General features: G+C 74.1%; 12 protein-coding genes and 1 pseudogene. 6 read left to right on the top strand and 7 right to left on the bottom strand.

Annotation, left to right across the window (positions count from 1 at the left end):
• Nucleotides 1–17: 17 nt before the first annotated feature.
• The 3 genes from ACRYMY_RS03840 to ACRYMY_RS03830 form a co-directional block, all read right to left on the bottom strand.
• Complete coding sequence (locus ACRYMY_RS03840) at nucleotides 18–2345, bottom strand: endo-1,4-beta-xylanase (protein WP_432545944.1); 2328 nt, start codon at nucleotides 2343–2345, stop codon at nucleotides 18–20.
• A gap of 175 nt (nucleotides 2346–2520) precedes the next feature.
• Nucleotides 2521–3879, bottom strand: coding sequence for a glucose-6-phosphate dehydrogenase (locus ACRYMY_RS03835; protein WP_432545943.1), 1359 nt, complete (start codon nucleotides 3877–3879; stop codon nucleotides 2521–2523).
• Nucleotides 3876–5696, bottom strand: a complete 1821-nt coding sequence (locus tag ACRYMY_RS03830) for a glycoside hydrolase family 15 protein (RefSeq protein ID WP_432545942.1) — start codon at nucleotides 5694–5696, stop codon at nucleotides 3876–3878. The genes ACRYMY_RS03835 and ACRYMY_RS03830 overlap by 4 nt, the downstream gene beginning before the upstream one ends.
• A 190-nt stretch (nucleotides 5697–5886) precedes the next feature.
• Between ACRYMY_RS03830 and ACRYMY_RS03825 the strand changes: the two genes are divergently transcribed.
• The 3 genes from ACRYMY_RS03825 to ACRYMY_RS03815 are packed head-to-tail and all read left to right on the top strand — an operon-like array spanning nucleotide 5887 to nucleotide 8334.
• Nucleotides 5887–6375 (top strand): NfeD family protein, encoded by a 489-nt coding sequence (locus ACRYMY_RS03825; RefSeq protein WP_432545941.1) that lies wholly within the window; start codon nucleotides 5887–5889, stop codon nucleotides 6373–6375.
• The gene (locus ACRYMY_RS03820; protein ID WP_432545940.1) at nucleotides 6375–7457 is read left to right on the top strand and encodes an SPFH domain-containing protein; all 1083 of its coding nucleotides are present in this window, start codon (nucleotides 6375–6377) and stop codon (nucleotides 7455–7457) included. Before ACRYMY_RS03825 ends, ACRYMY_RS03820 begins: the two co-directional genes overlap by 1 nt.
• Nucleotides 7458–7485: 28 nt before the next feature.
• Nucleotides 7486–8334, top strand: a complete 849-nt coding sequence (locus ACRYMY_RS03815; RefSeq protein ID WP_432545939.1) for an MBL fold metallo-hydrolase — start codon at nucleotides 7486–7488, stop codon at nucleotides 8332–8334.
• Here the strand turns inward: ACRYMY_RS03815 and ACRYMY_RS03810 are convergent.
• A complete protein-coding gene (locus ACRYMY_RS03810; protein WP_432545938.1) occupies nucleotides 8292–8855 on the bottom strand; it encodes a hypothetical protein in 564 nt (187 codons plus the stop codon). The two genes, ACRYMY_RS03815 and ACRYMY_RS03810, sit on opposite strands and share 43 nt — an antisense overlap.
• Before the next feature lie 160 nt (nucleotides 8856–9015).
• Between ACRYMY_RS03810 and ACRYMY_RS03805 the strand changes: the two genes are divergently transcribed.
• Nucleotides 9016–10557 (top strand): cryptochrome/photolyase family protein, encoded by a 1542-nt coding sequence (locus ACRYMY_RS03805; RefSeq protein WP_432546008.1) that lies wholly within the window; start codon nucleotides 9016–9018, stop codon nucleotides 10555–10557.
• 80 nt (nucleotides 10558–10637) lie between these two features.
• Here the strand turns inward: ACRYMY_RS03805 and ACRYMY_RS03800 are convergent, their stop codons facing one another.
• The 3 genes from ACRYMY_RS03800 to ACRYMY_RS03790 all read right to left on the bottom strand — a co-directional run bounded on the left by ACRYMY_RS03800 (nucleotide 10638) and on the right by ACRYMY_RS03790 (nucleotide 13836).
• Nucleotides 10638–11420: a carbohydrate ABC transporter permease gene (locus tag ACRYMY_RS03800; protein WP_432546007.1), complete on the bottom strand. Its 783-nt coding sequence runs from the start codon at nucleotides 11418–11420 to the stop codon at nucleotides 10638–10640.
• 107 nt (nucleotides 11421–11527) lie between these two features.
• Complete coding sequence (locus ACRYMY_RS03795) at nucleotides 11528–12529, bottom strand: carbohydrate ABC transporter permease (RefSeq protein ID WP_432545937.1); 1002 nt, start codon at nucleotides 12527–12529, stop codon at nucleotides 11528–11530.
• On the bottom strand, nucleotides 12529–13836 hold the full coding sequence (locus ACRYMY_RS03790) for an ABC transporter substrate-binding protein (protein WP_432545936.1): 1308 nt from the start codon (nucleotides 13834–13836) through the stop codon (nucleotides 12529–12531). The genes ACRYMY_RS03795 and ACRYMY_RS03790 overlap by 1 nt, the downstream gene beginning before the upstream one ends.
• 281 nt (nucleotides 13837–14117) lie before the next feature.
• Here ACRYMY_RS03790 and ACRYMY_RS03785 point away from each other — a divergent pair, with 281 nt between their 5' ends.
• Together ACRYMY_RS03785 and fdh are read left to right on the top strand one after the other, a co-directional pair.
• Entirely contained in the window at nucleotides 14118–15146 is a 1029-nt protein-coding gene (locus ACRYMY_RS03785) for a LacI family DNA-binding transcriptional regulator (protein WP_432546006.1), read from the top strand.
• Between the two features lie 307 nt (nucleotides 15147–15453).
• Nucleotides 15454–18699, top strand: a pseudogene (gene fdh, locus ACRYMY_RS03780) (formate dehydrogenase); the annotation flags it as partial.
• Nucleotides 18700–18909 lie beyond the last annotated feature (210 nt).

The following is an 18909-nucleotide window of genomic DNA, read 5'->3' as shown; positions in this document are numbered from 1 at the left end:
CGTCGTCGGCGGGTGCGTCAGCGGCGCACGTCGAGCGTCACGTCGGCGGTGGAGGTGACCTCGATGCCCGCGTCGTCGCGCACCGTCAGGGTGCACGTGAACGCGTGGGTGCCCGGCGCGGTGGGCCGTGCCCGCAGCACCAGGTTGCCGTTCTGCCCGCGGGGGTAGTCGCGGTTGGTGGCCTGCTGCAGGGCGCCGGGGGCGAGCTCCAGCGCGAACGGCGCACCGCCGCCGGCCGGGGTGCAGGTCAGCGCGATGCTCCCGCCGACCAGGGTGCCCTCGCCGCGGTTGCCGAACTGGAGGGCGACCTGCACGGTCTGGTTCGCGTTGGCCCGCACGACCGGGCCGTTGCGGACCTCCAGGTACGGCTGGGTGCGCGAGACGGGCGGGGCGACGACGACGGAGAACTGCGTCGGGGTCGCCGCGTTGCCGGAGCTGTCCTTCAGCGTGCACGTCACGGTCGTCGTGCCGACGGGGAACAGGTCGGCCGGTGCCGGCGAGCACGTCGGGCGCAGCGCCCCCTCGCGGGTGTCGCCGGCCACGGGCAGCGCGTAGTCGACGCGGGCGCCGTCGGGGCCGGTGGCGGTGGCGGACACGTTGGAGCGCTGCGCGATGCGCGGGCCGAGGAAGTCCGCCGGCCGCGCCGGCAGCTTCGACGGGTCGACGATGCCCCAGTACGCGGGGGTGGCGTTCAGGTCGTCGTCGAAGGGCAGCGGCTGCTCCCACGGCCGGGGCAGGGGCCAGGTGCGCAGCCAGGTGCGCGCGTTGCTGATGCCCCAGAACGTGACCGACTCGATCGAGCCGGAGTGCTTGCGCAGCACCGCGAACAGGTCGCGGTAGTAGTAGCCGTTCTCCACGCCGGCGGCCACGTCGTCGTCCGTGGCGCGCCGCGGCGCCCCGGTGCTGTTGACGTCGGCGGACAGCATCTCGGTGGAGGTGCTGACGTCCAGCTCGGTGATGACCTGCAGCAGCGGCTTCCCCTTCTCCCGGCTCAGCCGCTCGAAGGCCGTGATCGAGTCGTCGAGCCACTGCACGGGGCGGGCGAAGTCGACGTGCACCTGGTGCCCGACGCCGTCGATCGGCACGCCGCGGTCCAGCAGGGCGCCGACGAGCTCGACGTAGTCGGCGCGCTTCTCCGGCATCTCGGAGTTGTAGTCGTTGATGAACAGCTTCGCGTCGGGGAAGTGCTGGTCCGCCAGGCGGAACGCCTGGTCGACGAACTGCTCGCCGAGCACCTGGAACCAGCGGCTGTCGCGCATGTCGTGCGGGTTGGCGTTGTCGCCGTCGTTGACGACCTCGTTGACGACGTCCCACGCCCAGACCGGGCTGTTCCCGCCGGGGTAGCGCTTCTCGAGGTGGTCGGCGATGGCCTTGATGTGGGCCTCCATGCGGCCCTTGAGGATCGCCTGGTCCGCGGGGGAGTTCGTCAGCGGCGTGCCGTCGGGGCGCTGGAACACCCAGGCGGGGGTCTGCGAGTGCCAGACGAACACGTGCCCGTACACCTTCGTGCCGGTGCGGTCGGCGAAGTCGAGCAGGGTGTCCAGGCGGCTGAAGTCGAAGGTCCCCTCCCTCGGCTGCACGACCTCGGGCTTGCCGTCGTTCTCGGGGGTGATGGCGTTGAAGTGCTTCTGCACCATCTGCGAGGCGCGGCCGACGGTCTCGCGCTGGTCGACGGCCACGCCGACGTGCTCGAACCCGGCGGAGCCGAGGACGTCCTTGAGGGCCGGCACGTCCTGCAGGGGGGTCTGGACGGCCCCGGTGAGCTGGAAGTCGTCGAGCAGGAACGACACGCCGACGGGGCCCTCGACGTAGAGCTCCGCGCGGTTGAGCGGGGTGGCGAGGGTGTAGGAGCCGCGCAGCCGGGTCCAGCTGTCCGCGGTGACCTGGCCCGTGGCGATGTTCGCGTAGGTGCTGGCGCTCCCGGTGCGGTCGCTCTGCAGCGTCACGGTGAGGCCGGTGGGGTCCTGCCCGGGCGCCAGGCGCGCCCAGACGGAGACCTCCACGGTGTTCCCGACGCTCAGGGCGCTGGTGACGTCGAGGCTCGGCCCGTGCCAGTTCTGGGTGCGGCCGGTGACGGACAGCGCGCCGCTGCCCTCCCGGCCGGCGCCGGGCGCGTGCTGGACGCTCACGCCGGTGCCGCGAGGGCCCCAGCCCTGCAGCCCGGTGTCGAAGGTCGCGCTGAAGGGCGCGTCGGCGGTGGTGCCGGTGGTGCTCGCGACGCTGCTGGCGGTGGCCCCGGTCGGCAGGGGCGCGGCGAGCGCGAGCGGGGCGGTCAGGGCCAGGCCGGTCAGTCCGGTGAGGGCGGCCAGGGCGCAGGTGCCGCCCGTGCGCAGGAGTCGTGTCACGGTTCGTCGTCCCCTCGGGGTGGATCAGGTGGCGTCGTTGCTCGATCCGCCTTCCGGAATCCTTCCGGAAGGCAGCGGCAGTAGAACACCCCCGACCGGGGGACGGCAAGCCCCCCGCGCCCACCGGGTGGACCCGGGGGCGCGGGGGGCGCGGGACGTGTGGGGAGGGCGGGTGTCAGGCCGGGCCGTCGCTCCCGGCGGGGTACTCGCGCAGCGGCACCTCGCCGCGCGCCCACGCCGCCAGGACGGGCTCGACGATGCGCCAGCCCTCCTCGGCCTCGGCCGCGTGCGCGGACAGGCGCGTGTCGCCGGCCAGCACGGCCAGCAGGAGCTGGCCGTAGGGGCCGGGGTCCTGCCGGGCCAGCTCGGTGTCCAGCTCGGCGGGTTCCAGCTCGAACGGGTCACCGCTGCCGTTGAGCTGCACCAGCAGCGACAGCCGGTCCGGGTCCAGCTGCAGGCGCAGCTCGTTGGGGGCCGGGCGGGGGCCGGCGAAGACGGCGTGCGGCACGTCGCGGAAGCGCACGACGATCTCGCGGCGGTCCGCGCCCAGCGCCTTGCCGGTGCGCAGCCGGAACGGGACCCCGGACCAGCGCCAGGTGTCCACGTGCAGCACGACCTCCGCGTAGGTCTCGGTGCCGCGGCCGGGGTCGACGCCGGGGGCGTCGACGTAGGCGTCGACGTGCTCGCCGTCCACCGTGCCGGCGGTGTAGCGCGCGCGGACGGTGCTGGTGCGCACCGCCTCGCCGTCCAGCGGGCGCACCGCGCGCAGCACGTCGACCTTGCGGGCGCTCAGCTCCGCGGGGCGCATCGACTGCGGGGGTTCCATCGCCACGTAGGTCAGCAGCTGCAGCAGGTGGTTCTGCACCATGTCGCGCAGCGCCCCGGAGCGGTCGTAGTAGTTCGCCCGCGCCTGCGCGTCGACGGACTCGTCGAAGACGATGTCGACACCGGCGACGTGGGTGGAGTTCCACACGGCCTCGAAGAAGCGGTTGGCGAAGCGCAGGCCCAGCACGTTGAGCACGGTCTGCTTGGCCAGGAAGTGGTCCACCCGGAACGTGCGCTCCTCGGGGACCACGCGCGCCAGCGCGGCGTTCAGCCGCCGCGCACCCTCGCCGTCCTCGCCGAACGGCTTCTCCACCACCACGCGCGCGGAGGCCGGCAGCTCGCAGTCCGCCAGCGCCGCGACGACGGGCTCGAACAGCACGTGCGGCAGCGCGAGGTAGACCACGACGGGGTCCTCGCCCGCCTCCCGCGCGGCCAGCTCCAGCGCCCGCGACAGGTCGGCCGGGTCGGTGACGTCCCCGCGCAGGTACTCCGCGGTCGCGGTCAGGGACGCCGGCGCGCCGTCGGGCAGACGGCCGGGGACCGGCTGCGCCAGCCGCTCGCGGAAGCCCGCCGTGTCCAGGTCGTCCTGGGCGACGCCGACGACGCGCACGCCGCCGGCCACGTCGTCGACGATCTGCGCGAGCGCCGGGAGCAGGTAGCGGCGGGTCAGGTCCCCGGTGGCCCCGAGGAGGACGAACTGGGCGGTCACGCGGCACCTCCGGTGTGGCGGGCGATGTTGACGGCCGTGCTGACCAGGCCGATGTGGGAGAACGCCTGGGGGAAGTTGCCGAGGAAGGCGCCCGTGCCGGCGTCGACCTGCTCGGGCAGCAGCCCGACGTGGTTGGTGCGCGCCAGCAGGGACTCGAACAGCGCGCGCCCCTCGTCGAGGCGGCCGGAGTGCACGAGGTTGTCGGCCCACCAGAACGAGCACAGCAGGAAGGCGCCCTCGTCACCGGCCAGGCCGTCGGGGCTCTCGTGCGGCAGGTAGCGGTACAGCAGGCCGCCACCGGCGCCGAGCCGGTCCACGACGGCCTCCACGGTGCGCACCATGTGCGGGTCCGAGGCCTCCACGACGCGGCGCAGCGGCAGGGCGAGCAGGCTGGCGTCCAGCGTGTCCTCGCCCCCGCCGAGGTGCTCGGTGAAGTGCCCGCGCTCGCCCACGGCCTCGCGCAGCAGCGTCTCGCGGACGGTGGCGGCCAGGGCCTCGAAGCGGCCCGCCTCGCGCTCGCGGCCCGTCAGCCGGGCCAGGCGGGCGGTGCGGTCGGCGGCCACCTGGCACATCGCGACCGAGTAGGTGAACGGCCGGCCCGCGTCGCGGATCTCCCAGATGCCGTGGTCGGGGGTGCGCCAGTTCGCCTCCGCGGCGTCCGCCAGCGCGCGGAACCGGCCCCACAGCTCCTCGTCGACGTCGCCGCCGTGGTGCGCCCACTGCCAGGCGCAGTCGAGCACCTCGCCGTACACGTCGTGCTGCACCTGGTCGGCGGCGGCGTTGCCCCAGCGCACCGGCGCCGACCCGCGGTAGCCGCGCAGGTCGGGGTCGGTGAACTCCTCCCCGGGCGCCGTGCCGTCCAGCGTGTACAGCACCTTCGGCCGGTCCTGCTGGCGGAAGGCGGTCAGCACCCACCGCAGGAAGGCCGCGGACTCGTCCTCCAGGCCGATCCTGCGCAGCGCGTAGACGCTGTAGGCGGCGTCGCGCACCCACGTGAACCGGTAGTCCCAGTTGCGCTCGCCGCCGATCCCCTCCGGCAGCGAGGAGGTGGGCGCCGCCACCAGCGCGCCGTTCTCGTGGTGGTCGCACAGCTTCAGGGTGATGGCGCTGCGCACCACGTCCTCGGCGTACGGGCCCTCGTAGGTGACCTGCCGCGTCCACTCCCGCCAGGCGTCGGCGGTGCCCTCGAGGGCCCCGCTCACGTCGTCGACGGTGCGCAGCGCGGTGGGCCCCTGTGCCCAGCGCAGCACGAAGCCGACGGCCTCCCCGGCCCGCAGCCGCACCCGCCCCTCCAGGCGCTCCAGGCCGGGGACGGGGCGCGTCGTGGTCAGGCTCAGGTCGCGGCTGCGGCTGGGCCAGCGCAGGACCAGCCCGTCGGTGGCCCCCGCGACGTTCAGGCCGCCGCGGGCGCTCAGGGAGCTGCGCAGCTCCACCTCCCCGTCCAGCACGCGCACCAGGCGCACCAGCTCACCGGTGCCGGTGGCCGTGCCCACGCGCGGCGGGCCCGCCAGCGGCAGGGCGTCGAGCACCTCCACGACGCCGTCGCGGCCCTCGTGGCGCGCCCGCAGCTCGGTGCGCACCACGGCCGTGCGCGGCAGGTACTCCTGCCGGACGGAGACGAGGCCCTCGGGCTGCAGCAGCCAGCGGCCGCCGCGCTCGGCGTCCAGCAGGGAGACGAAGAAGCCGGGCCCGTCGAAGCGCGGCAGGCACAGCCAGTCGACGGTGGCGTCCGTCGCCACGAGGGCGGCGGTCGTGCCGTCGCCGATGAGCGCGTGGTCCTCGATCGGGGGGAAGTCGCGGGGCGGCGGGGTCGTCACGATCGCCTTTGCTACCAGGCACACGTCTCACCCGCACGGCGGGAGGGCCTGCGTCGCAACGTGTTCCGGGGCAACCAGCCCGTGCTCCAACGAGCGGCGGGCCCCCGGGGTTCCCCCGCGGCGGGCGCGGGCGGCGGCGCGTGCGCCCCCCCGCCGCCCGTGCCTACGATCTCCGCGGGAGGTGGTCGTCGTGGAGTGGGTGCAGAGCCTGGCCGAGCAGACCTGGCTGCTGTGGATCGCCGCGGCCCTCGTGCTCGGCGTCCTGGAGGTCACCAGCCTGGACCTGGTGTTCGCGATGCTGGCCGGCGGCGCGCTCGCCGGCTCGCTCAGCTCCGCCCTCGGCCTGGGCTACGTCGGGCAGGTGCTCGTCGCCTCGCTCGTGGCCGGGGCGCTGGCCGTCACCGTCCGCCCGCTCCTGCTGCGCCGGTTGCGCATGCCCGCCACCGGCACCACGAACACGCCCGCCCTGGTGGGCAGACCGGCGCTCACGCTCGAGGCCGTCACCGTGCGCGGCGGCCTGGTCAAGCTCGTGGGCGAGACGTGGTCGGCGCGCACCGCCAGCGCGGGCCAGGCGTTCGGGGCCGGCGAGGACGTCGTCGTCGTGGCCATCGACGGGGCGACGGCCGTCGTCGGCCCGCCCCCGCCGCCCCCCGCACCGCAACCCGAGGAGAAGCCCTGATGGTCACGCTGATCGTCCTGGTCCTGGTCGTCCTGTTCGTGGCGGTGATCGTCGCGCGGACCATCCGGATCGTCCCGCAGGCGACCTCCGTCATCGTCGAGCGCCTGGGCCGCTACTCGCGGACCCTGGACGCCGGGCTGCACGTCCTCGTGCCGTTCATCGACCGCGCCCGCGCCACCGTCGACCTGCGCGAGCAGGTCGTCTCCTTCCCGCCGCAGCCGGTCATCACCTCCGACAACCTCGTCGTGAGCATCGACACCGTCATCTACTACCAGCCGACCGACCCCAAGGCGGCGACCTACGAGATCGCCAACTTCATCCAGGGCATCGAGCAGCTGACCGTCACGACGCTGCGCAACGTCATCGGCTCGCTGGACCTGGAGCAGACGCTGACCAGCCGCGACCAGATCAACGGCCAGCTGCGCGGCGTCCTCGACGACGCCACCGGCCGCTGGGGCATCCGCGTCAACCGCGTCGAGCTCAAGGCGATCGACCCGCCGGCCAGCGTGCAGGACTCGATGGAGAAGCAGATGCGCGCCGAGCGCGACCGCCGTGCCGCGATCCTCAACGCCGAGGGCCTCAAGCAGTCGCAGATCCTCACCGCCGAGGGCGAGAAGCAGTCGCAGATCCTGCGCGCCGAGGGCCAGGCGCAGGCGGCGATCCTGCGCTCGCAGGGCGAGGCGCGCGCCATCACGCAGGTCTTCGACGCCATCCACCGCGGCGACCCGGACCCGAAGCTGCTGGCCTACCAGTACCTGCAGACGCTGCCGCAGATCGCCCGCGGCGACGCCAACAAGGTGTGGATCGTGCCCAGCGAGCTCAACGACGCCCTCAAGGGCTTCGGGAACATGTTCAGCGCCCACGGCGGCGCCGGGGACGGCCGGGCGGACGGGGCCGGGGAGGACGGCGCCGCCTCCGCCCGCCGGCGCCGGGCGGGGGGTGGGGTCCCGGCCAGCGACCTGGACGAGCCGACGCTGGAGGACCCGGCCGAGGCGCTGCAGCGGGCCCGCGCCGAGGCCGCCGGCGCCACCCGCGAGGCCGACTCCGCCACGAGGGCGACGGGCCGCGTGCCGGAGGCGTGAGCGCGCCGTGGGCGGGTAGGGGGCGGGTGTGCCCGCTCCCCACCCGCCCCGGCCCCGCCCGGTCCCCGGCCACCTCGAGCTGACGTTCGTCGGCACCGCCACCGTGCTGCTGCGGTGGGGGGGCCTGACGCTGCTGACCGACCCGAACTTCCTGCACCGCGGCCAGCGCGCCTGGCTCGGGCGCGGCCTGGTCAGCCGCCGGCTGACCGACCCCGCGCTGCGGGTGGACGAGCTGCCACCCCTGGACGGGATCGTCCTCTCGCACCTGCACGGCGACCACTTCGACCGGGTCGCCCGCCGCGGCCTGGACCGCTCCGTGCCGGTGGTGACCACCCCCCACGCCCAGCGCCGCCTCGCCGGGCTGCACGGCTTCCGCGACGTCACGGGCCTGCGCACCTGGGACGCCCGCGTGCTGCGCTCCGGCGCCGACGAGGTGCGCGTGACGGCCGCCCCCGGCCGGCACGCCCCCCGCGCGCTGGGGCGCCTGCTGCCGCCCGTGATGGGCAGCGTGCTGGAGTTCTCCAGCCCGGCCGAGGGTGGCGGCCGGCACCGGCTCACCGTCCACGTCACGGGCGACACCCTGGCGGTGCCGGAGCTGCGCGAGCTGCCGCGCCGCTACCCGGAGGTGGACGTCGCGGTGCTGCACCTGGGCGGCACGACGCTGCCCGGCGGGATCGTCGTGACCATGGACGCGGTGCAGGGCGCCGACGTGCTGGAGCTCGTCGCCCCCCGCGCGGCCGTCCCGGTGCACTTCGACGACTACCCGGTGTTCCGCTCGCCCCTGTCGGACTTCCGGGCCGAGACGGAGCGGCGCGGCCTCGCCGACGTCGTGCGCTACGTGGCGCGCGGGGAGACGGCGACGTTCTCGCGCTCGTGACGCCGACCGCCCAGGGCCTCGGCCACGGCGGTGCGGCGCAGCTCCTCGATCCGCTCCAGCTGGCTGTCGGCGCGCTGCACCAGCTGCTCCAGCAGCGCCCCGTCGAGCCGGTCGTCGCCCGGGGCCAGCACCTGCAGGGCCCGCCAGCCGGCCGCCTTGCCCTCCACGCCCATGAGCAGGACCTCCAGGTCGAACACCGACCCCAGCGGTGAGCGCCGCACCACGCGGCCGTTGAGCTTCAGGCGGGCCAGCCTCTCGGCGACCCGTCCCAGCAGCTGCCGCACGCGCTGGCGCTCGACGCCGAGCTCGCGCATGACGCCGCGCAGCGTGCGGCGGTCCTCGGCGACCTCCGCGGCCAGCTGAGCCAGCACGTCACCGGCCGGGGTGCCGCGGTGCGCGCGGGCGGCAGCGCGGAAGCGCGACAGGCCCGCGGCGGCTCCGGCCAGGTGGTCGTTCAGGTAGATCGCCAGCAGCTCGCGGTCCTGCTGGGCGGGGTGGGTGGCGTCGTGGTGGTGGGGCACGTCGTCCTCTCCGGCGGGGACCCTCGGGTCCGTGTCTGGGGTGCTCCGGTCCTCGCGGGAGGAGTACCCCGGTGCGGCGGGGTCGAACCCCCGGCCCGACGTGCCCGCGGGCGCGGGGGCCGCGACAGTGGTGGTCGTGGTGGAGCGCACGCCCGGTCCGGTGGACGCGGAGGTCGACCCGACGGAGAGCGGCGACCCGCCCGAGCGGGCGCCGGGCACCCGCCGCTGGCTGTTCGCCGACCAGCTGGGCCCGCACTTCCTCGACGGCCCGCGCCAGCCGGTCCTGCTCCTGGAGTCCACCGACGTCTTCCGCCGCGGCCGCTTCCACCGCCGCAAGGCGCACCTGGTCCTGTCGGCGCTGCGCCACCGCGCCCGCGAGCTGGGCGAGCAGGCCGTGCACGTGCAGGCCCCCACCTACGCGCAGGGCCTGGCCGAGGCGGGCCTGGCCGCCGGCGACCTCAGCGTGTGCGACCCCACCTCCTACCCGGCGCGCCGCCTCGTGCGGCGGTTGGGCGCGCAGGTGCTGCGCTCGCGCGGGTTCGTCGTCTCCGAGCCGCAGTTCCGCCGCTGGGCCGACGCCCGCGGCCGGCGGCGGCTGCTCATGGAGGACTTCTACCGCGACGTGCGCCGCCACCACGGGCTGCTCCTGGACGCGGGGGGCGGGCCGGTGGGCGGCTCCTGGAACTACGACCACGACAACCGCTCCGGCCCGCCGCGGCGGCGCGAGCGCCTCGACGTGGCCGAGCCCTGGTACCCGGCCGAGGACGACGTGGACGCGCAGGTGCGCGAGGACCTGGACCGCTGGGAGCGCGACGGGGACGTGGAGTTCACCGGCGAGGACGGCCCCCGCCGCTTCGCGGTGACGCGCCGCGAGGCGCTGCGGGCGCTGCGGCACTTCCTGGAGCACCGGCTGGAGCAGTTCGGCACCTACGAGGACGCCATGCTGCGCGGCGACCCGTGGATGGCGCACTCGCTGCTGTCGGCCCCGCAGAACCTCGGGCTGCTCGACCCGCTGGAGGTGGCCCGCCGCGCCGAGGAGCACGGCCGCGCCCACGGCGTCCGGCTGGCCTCGGTGGAGGGGTTCGTGCGCCAGGTGGTCGGCTGGCGCTCGTGGACGTGGCACCTGCACTGGTACCTGGGGGAGGAGTACAGGAGCTCCAACGCGCTGGGGGCCACCACCCCGCTGCCGCGCTGGTTCGCCGACCTGGACGCCGACGCCGTGGACGCCGCGTGCCTGTCGCACGTCCTGCGCGGGGTGCGCGAGGAGGGCTGGGTCCACCACGTCCCGCGCCTGATGGTGCTGGGCGGCTGGGGCCTGCAGCGCGGCTACCGGCCCGACGAGCTGGCCGACTGGTTCTGGCGCAACTTCGTCGACGGCTACGACTGGGTGATGACCACCAACGTCGTCGGCATGAGCCAGCACGCCGACGGCGGTGTGCTGGCCACCAAGCCGTACACCGCCGGCGGCGCCTACGTGGACCGCATGAGCGACTTCTGCCGCGGCTGCCGCTACGACCCGAAGGTCCGCGTCGGCGAGGACGCCTGCCCCTACACCGCGGGGTACTGGAACTTCCTGGCCACGCGGCGGACCCTCCTGGAGGGCAACCGGCGGATGTCCCAGGCCCTGCGCGGTCTGGACCGGCTGCCCGACCTCGACGGGGTGCTGGAGCAGGAGGCGCGGCGTGGTGACGGACCACCCTGAGCAGGAGGCCGCCCCCGCGCGCGGGCCCGGCGACCCCGCCTCCGACCGCCGTGGACGGTGACCGGCTGCCCGCGCTCACCTCAGCCCTTGATCGCGCCGCCCACCAGACCGCTGACGATGTGCCGCTGGGTGAGGACGAAGAAGACGACCATCGGGAGGATGGCGAGCACCGACAGGGTCATGAACAGCGGCCAGTCGGTCGAGAACTGACCCACCGCGCTGTAGACCTGCAGGACGATCGTCCGGTTGTCCGGGCTGGTGAGGAAGACGTTGGGGGTGATGAAGTCGTTCCACACCCACATGGTCTGGAACACCCCGACGGTCACGAGGATCGGCCGCACCAGCGGCAGGACGATGCGCCAGAAGATCTGCCACGGCCCCGCGCCGTCGATGCGGGCCGCCTCGATGATCTCGAACGGCAGCGTCCGCATGTACCCCTGGATGAGGAAGTAGCAGAAGATGGCGCCGGCGCTGTAGAGCAGCACCAGACCCGACAGGGTGTCGATGAGCCCGATGTCCACGAGGAAGCGGTACAGCGGGATGAGCGTCGACTGCCCCGGGATGACGAACGCCGCCAGCAGGCACAGTCCCAGCACCGTGTTGAAGCGCGAGGAGCGCACCACCATGGCGTAGGCCGCCATCGACCCCACCAGCAGCATCACGGTGATCGAGGCGACCGTGACCACGAGGGTGTTGACGAAGCTCGCCGCCAGGGGCACCCGTCCGAAGACGTCGACGTAGTTCTGCAGGTACAGCTGCGAGGGCAGCGCCAGGGGGGACGCCGACATTTCGGCCTGCGTCTTGAACGTGTTGACGACGACGTAGTACAGCGGCACGGCGACGAGCGCCGCCAGGCACAGCATGAGCGCCGAGTGGAGCCAGTACCCGGGGCCGCGCGGCCGTCCGTCCCGGCGTCGCGGGGGCCGGTCGAGCGGGGCGCGGGTGGCGGTCCCCGCGGGCAGCGTGGTGGTCATCGGACCCGTCCTTCCAGGCGGCGCGCCACGAGCAGCTGGCCCAGGGACACGGCACCGACGGCGAGGGTGAACATCACGGCGAGGGCGGAGGCGCGCCCGTACTCGCCCTGCGCCACGCCGCTGGTGATGATGGACTGCGTGAGCGTGTAGGTGGCGTAGCCGGGTCCACCGCCGGTCAGCGTGAACGGCAGGTCGTAGACCTTCAGGCCGCCCGTCATCAGCAGGAACGTGCTGATGGTGATGGCCGGCGTGAGCAGCGGCAGGGTGATGTACCGGAACTGCTGGGCGCGGCTGGCGCCGTCGATGGTCGACACCTCGTAGTAGTCCGCGGGGATCGACTGCAGGTAGGCCAGGTACAGCACGGCGTGCCAGCCGACCTGCGACCAGACCGCCACCAGGACGACCGAGCCGCGGGCCAGCCACGGGTCGGCCAGGAACGGGTAGGGACCCAGGCCGGTCAGGCTCTCGACGACCTGGTTGAGCACGCCGGAGCCCAGTGGCGAGAGGATGTACCCCCACACCAGGCCCAGCACGGCGATGCTGGGCACGGCGGGGAAGAACATCAGCGAGCGCACCAGCGAGCGCGCCAGGAAGGCGCGGTTCAGGGCGACCGCCAGCGGGATCGCCAGGGCCGTGATGACGGCGGTCTGCGCGACGGCGAAGCCGATGGTGAAGCCGAGCCCGGCGAGCATGGACGGGTCGGTGAGGATGCGCCCGTAGTTCTCCAGCCCGACGAACTCCGCGTCCAGGCTGTAGCCGGAGAAGTCGGTCAGCGAGTACCAGGACGTCTGCGCCAGCGGGACGAGGAACAGCACCACGAAGACCGCGATGACGGGCAGCAGGAACGCCTGGTGACCGGCCACCTGCTTCCAGCCGCCCTGCGGGCCGGAGCGCCCGGGCGTCGCGGTGCTGGCGGCGGCGCCGGGGACGACCGGGTTGCCCGCCCGGGCCCCGCGGCGCACCCGCTGGCGGACCTCCGGCGACGAGGGGGCGGCCATCAGGCGGACGCCAGGGTGCGGTCCATCTCCGCCGCCATGCCCTCGGGGGTCTGGCTGCCCTGCACCAGCAGCTGGGCCTGGGCGACCCCCGTCTCGTTGAGCTTGTCCTCCGCGCGCGTCCAGGCGATCTGCGGCAGGTAGATCTCACCGGCGCGCACGCCCTCGGCCACCACCTCCAGGGCCGGGTCGACCACCGGCTCGTAGTCGGCCGTGGTGGTGATGGCCGCGTTCTCCTCGTTGTAGGTCTGGATGGCCTCGCGGCTCGCCATGAAGGCCAGGAACCGGTCGGCCAGCTCGCCCTTCTCCGAGCGGCTGTTGACCGCGAACCCCGGCGAGGCCGCGCCGGCCAGGAACGGGGAACCGCCGGCCAGCGCCGGGACGCGCGCGAGCGCGAAGTCCAGGTCGGGCGCCGACTCGCGCAGCGTGGGGACGTCCCAGGGGCCGGTGATCGTCATGGCCACGCGCCCCTGCGCGAACTCGTCGCGGCCCTGGTCGCCGGTGATGCCGACGGCGTCGCGCGTGGCGTACCCCTCGTCCCACAGGCGCAGCCACTGCGCCAGGGGCTCGGTCCACTGCTCGACGAACGTGCTCGACCCGTCGAAGATCTGCTGGTCCATCGTGCCGCCCAGAGCGGCGTTCTGGGCTCCCAGGAAACCCGCGACGACGAGGGAGGGACCGGTGACCGCCTCGATGTAGGGGGTGGTGCCCGCCGCCTTCAGCTCCGCGCACAGCGCGAGGAACTCGTCCCAGGTCTCCGGGACGCCGTCCGCGCCGACACCCGCGAGGAGCTCGCGGTTGTAGGCGATGCCGGCGCCCCACGAGGACACCGACATGCCGTACGGCCTGCCGTCGCGCGCGTAGGTGGCGGCGTTGAACTCGTTGATCCCCTCCATGTAGGGCTTGCCCGAGAGGTCGGTGACGGCCTCGCCGTCGATGAGGTTGGTCTTGTTCTCCGCGGCGATCATGAAGACGTCCGCCGCGGTGCCCGACAGCACCCGGGTCTGCAGCGCCGCGATGTACTCGGCGACCGGCGGGGACTGGGAGAACTGGACCGGGACGTCGGGGTTCTGCTCGGCCCACAGGTCCAGGAGGGGCCGCATGGCCGCCTCGTCGTCCCACGAGAAGAACGCCAGGCCGTCGCCGCCACCGCCTCCGCCGCTGGCGCCGGAGGTGCTGCAGCCCGCGAGCGCGCCGGCGGCGCCACCCGCGGCCAGCGCCGTCATGAAGGCGCGCCGGCTCGTCCGGTGCGCCACGAGGCGCTCGAGCGGGTTGCGCGCGGGTGCGGCGTTGCGGCGGTGCAGCGTCACGGTGGCTCCTGGGGGTGTGGGTGGCCGTCGCCGCAGCGACGTCGTGCCGTGGCTCCCCGTGCGGTCGCAGCCGGGTGCGGCGCGCGGGCGGGTGGGGGGTCGGGGCGGTCCCCTCGTCGCGGGAGTCGTCGTCGAGCTCCTGGTTTGACGATAAACCAGGGGAGCGGGAGGGTGTCAAGCACTTCGGGGGTGAGCCGTCAGCGTGGTCGGGCACACTCGGGGACGATCCGGCGGGTCCCGCCGAGGGTTCTGCGTGAACGGAGGTCCGCGCCGTGGTGACGATGCGCGACGTGGCGGCGGCCGTGGGGGTCTCCTCGATGACCGTCTCGAACGTGCTGACCGGCCGCCGGCGCGTCAGCGCGGAGACGCGCCGGCGCGTGCTGGCCGAGGTGCAGCGCTCGGGCTACCAGGTCAACGTCGCCGCGCGCAGCCTGCGCCAGGGCCGCACCGGCGTCGTCGGCCTCGCCGTGCACGAGCTGGACAGCCACTACTTCGCGATGCTCGCCGCGGCCGTGGTCGCCCGGCTCTCCCGCGAGGGGCTGCGCGTCGTGGTGGAGCAGACGGGCGCCAGCCGCGAGGGCGAGCTGGCGGCCATCACCGACTCGCGCGCCAACGCCTACGACGGGCTGATCCTCAGCGCCAGCGACCTGGGACCGGCGGACGTGGCGGCCCTCGTGGGCGACCTCCCGGTCGTCATGCTCGGCGAGCGGCAGGACCTCGAGCGGTTCGACCACGTCGAGATGGCCAACGCCGACGGCGCCGAGGCCGCGGCCCGGCTCCTGCTCGAGCAGGGCTGCCGCCGGCTCGCCGCCATCGGCATGCCCCCGCCGGACCGCGGGCAGGACCCCTCCGGCGGGCGCGACGACGCGTTCCTCCTGCGCGCCCGCGGGGTGGCCCGCGCGGTGGCCGCCCACCCCGGCGCCCGCGTCGTCCCCGTCGAGACCACGAGCACCCGCCTGGCCGCCGGTGCTGCCCTCGTGGGAGAGGCCCTGCGCCTGCAGCCGGACACCGACGGGTTCGTCTGCGCGACCGACACGCTGGCCCTGGGAGTCCTGCGCGGCCTCGCCGACCGGGGCCTGCGCGTGCCCGGTGACGCGCTCGTCGTCGGTTTCGACGACGTGCCCGACGCCGCCTTCTCGAACCCCTCGCTGTCCACGGTCGCCCCCGGGCACGAGGAGATGGTCGAGGCGACCGCCCGGCTCCTGCTGCGCCGCATGGCCGACCGGGACGCGCCGCCCGAGCGCGTCGTGGCCGACTTCACGCTGGTGCGCCGGGAGTCGACCGGGCACGCCCCGTCCCCGCTCCGCTGAAGCCCCCGCGCGCCACCCGCTCAGCCCGCCGGGACCCCCGGCGGCGCCAGCCGCACCCGCGCGGAGCCGGCGCACCGTCGGCGGACCTCCCGCCGCGCAGGGCCGGCGACCGGGGCGGGGGACCCGGAGGCGCCTCCCGCCGCGGTGCGGCACCGCGACGCGCCCCGGGTCGAGGACGGGGTCGCTGACGGGGTCGAGGACGGGGTCGGGTCCCGCGCGAGTCGCCCTCGCGCCGCACCGGGGCCGGGGTTAGGGTCGGCCCAGCGACGGCGCCGGTACCGGCGTCCCGGACGACGAGGAGGTGCGCGTGGGGCTGAAGACCTTCCTCGAGGGCTGGCCGGTCTACCGCCAGATCACCGGGGACGACCCCCTGGGCCGCGGTGCGGCCTCGCAGTCGGCGCGCTCGCGCTCCCTGGAACCGCGCACGACGTCGGCCGACCGCGTCGCCAAGTCCGTCTGCCCCTACTGCGCCGTCGGCTGCGGCCAGCGCGTCTACGTCAAGGACGAGAAGGTCGTCCAGATCGAGGGCGACCCGGACAGCCCGCACTCGCGCGGGCGGCTGTGCCCCAAGGGGTCGGCCAGCGAGCAGCTCGTCAACGGCGACGCGCGCGTGACGACGGTGAAGTACCGCGCCCCGTTCGCCACCGAGTGGAGCGACCTCGACCTCGACACGGCGATGGACATGATCGTCGACCGCGTCCTCGACGCCCGCCGGCGCGGCTGGCAGGACGCCGACGAGGAGGGGCGCCCGCTCAACCGCACGATGGGGATCGCCAGCCTGGGTGGCGCCACGCTGGACAACGAGGAGAACTACCTCATCAAGAAGCTGTTCACCGCCATGGGCGCCATCCAGGTGGAGAACCAGGCGCGCATTTGACACTCCGCCACGGTGCCCGGTCTGGGTGCCTCGTTCGGTCGCGGTGGGGCCACCGGTGACCAGCAGGACCTGAGCAACGCCGACGTCATCGTCATCCAGGGCTCGAACATGGCCGAGTGCCACCCGGTCGGGTTCCAGTGGGTGATGGAGGCCAAGGCGCGCGGGGCCAAGGTGATCCACATCGACCCCCGCTTCACGCGCACCAGCGCGCTCGCCGACACGTACGTGCCCATCCGCAGCGGCACGGACATCGTGCTGCTCGGGGCGATCATCAACAAGGTCCTCACCGAGGAGCGCGACTTCCGCGAGTACGTCCTCGCGTACACGAACGCCTCGTGGATCATCAACGAGGACTTCCAGGACACCGAGGACCTCGACGGGCTGTTCTCCGGGTTCAACCCGGAGACCCGCTCCTACGACACCGACTCCTGGCAGTACGCCGGGTCGGAGGAGCACGGCGAGGAGGAGGAGGAGACCGCGAGGTCGTCCTCGGCCGAGACCGGTCAGTCCATGGGGTCCGGCGGCGCGCCGGTCGACCACGAGCAGATCCAGCGCGACCAGACCCTCCAGGACCCGCGCACGGTGTGGCAGATCCTCAAGCGGCACTTCGCCCGCTACACGCCGGAGATGGTCTCCGAGGTGTGCGGCATCCCCACCGACCTGTTCGACGAGGTGGCCGAGGCCTGGATCTCCAACTCCGGCCGGGAACGGACCGGCGCGCTGGTCTACAGCGTCGGCTGGACCCAGCGCGGCACGGGTGTGCAGTACATCCGCGCCGGCGCCATCCTGCAGCTGCTGCTGGGGAACATGGGGCGGCCCGGCGGGGGCATCCTGGCCCTGCGCGGGCACGCCAGCATCCAGGGGTCCACGGACATCCCGACCCTGTACAACCTCCTGCCCGGTTACCTGCAGATGCCGCACGCGGCCCGGCACAGCGACCTGGACAGCTACGTCGCCGCCATCAAGGGGGCCAACCAGAAGGGGTTCTGGGGCAACGCCGACACGTACATCGTCAGCCTCCTCAAGGCGTACTTCGGCGACGCGGCGACGGCCGACAACGACTACCTGTTCGGGCGGCTGCCGCGCATCAGCGGTGACCACGGGACCTACTCGCAGGTCATGGACATGATCACCGGCGGGAAGATCTTCGGGTACTTCCTGCTGGGCCAGAACCCGGCCGTCGGCTCGGCCAACGGTCGCGCCCAGCGCCTGGGCATGGCCAACCTGGACTGGCTCGTGGTCCGCGACCTCGTGATGATCGAGAGCGCGACCTTCTGGAAGGACTCCCCGGAGGTGGGGACCGGGGAGATCGTCCCCGAGCAGTGCCGCACCGAGGTGTTCTTCCTGCCCGCGGCCACGCACGTGGAGAAGGAGGGCACCTTCACCCAGACGCAGCGGCTGCTGCAGTGGCGGGAGAAGGCGGTCGAGTCCCCGGACGACGCCCGCAGCGAGCTGTGGTTCTTCTACCACCTGGGCCGGGCGATGAGGGAGCGGCTGGCGGGGTCGGACGACCCCCGCGACCGCCTCCTGCTGGACCTCGCGTGGGACTACCCCCTGCACGGCGAGCGGGACGAACCCGACGCCGAGGCGGTCCTGAAGGAGATCAACGGCTACGACACCACCACCGGTGAGCTGCTGCCGGGCTACACGGCGCTGAAGGCGGACGGCAGCACCTCCAGCGGCTGCTGGATCTACTCCGGCGTGTACGCGGAGGGCGTCAACCAGGCGGCTCGGCGCAAGCCCGGCCGCGAGCAGTCCCTGCACGCCCACGAGTGGGGCTGGGCGTGGCCGATGAACCGCCGCGTCCTCTACAACCGCGCCTCGGCCGACCCGGACGGCAAGCCGTGGAGCGAGCGCAAGGCCCTGGTGTGGTGGGACGAGGAGGCCGGCCGCTGGACCGGCGACGACGTGCCCGACTTCGAGGCCACCAAACCGCCGTCCTACCGGCCGCCGGAGGGCGCGACCGGCCCGGACGCCCTGGCCGGTGACGACCCGTTCGTCATGCAGTCCGACGGCAAGGGGTGGCTGTTCGCGCCGAAGGGCGTGGTCGACGGGCCCCTGCCGGCGCACTACGAGCCGGGCGAGTCGCCGTTCCGCAACAGCCTCTACACCCAGCAGCAGAACCCGGCGCGCGTGGTCTACACCAACCACCTCGACGAGGTGCACCCCAGCCCGCCGGAACCCGGCAGCGAGGTGTTCCCCTTCGTGTGGGTCACCTCCCGCCTCACCGAGCACCACACCGCCGGGGGGATGAGCCGCTTCCTGCCGTACCTGGCGGAGCTGCAACCGGCGCTGTTCATGGAGGTCTCGCCCGAGCTGGCCGCCGAGCGGGGGCTGCAGCACCTGGGCTGGGCGCACGTGGTCACCGCGCGCGCCGTCGTCGAGGCGCGGGTGCTGGTCACCGACCGCCTGGCGCCGCTGAAGGTGCAGGACCGCGTCGTGCACCAGGTGTGGCTGCCCTACCACTGGGGCGCGGGGGGGCTGACGACCGGCGACGTCGTCAACGACCTCGCGCACATGACGGTCGACCCCAACGTCCACATCCAGGAGTTCAAGGCCGGCACGTGCGACGTGCAGCCCGGTCGCCGGCCGCAGGGGCGCGCTGCGCTGGACCTGGTGGACGCCTACCGCCTGCGCGGGGGCGTGACGATGGCCACCGGCAGCGTCGCGGTCACGCAGCAGTACCTGGACGGGGAGATGGACCGCGGCGAGCAGGCCGTGGCCGGGTCCACGCCGGCCGGCACGGGCGAGCACCCGGACCTCGTCGAGGACGTGCTGTCGGTGCGGCACGAGGTGCGCAGCGCTCCGGGGCGCGCGCAGCAGCACGGCGTGGACGGCGCGCGCCTGGTCATCGGCGAGGGGCCGAGGGTCAGGGCGCACCACGAC

Origin of the sequence: Kineococcus haloalkalitolerans (genome assembly GCF_050871905.1) — a bacterium.
GTDB lineage: Bacteria > Actinomycetota > Actinomycetes > Actinomycetales > Kineococcaceae > Kineococcus.
The sequence above is the reverse complement of the archived record's forward strand: the minus strand, read 5'-3'. Positions and strand labels throughout refer to the sequence as shown.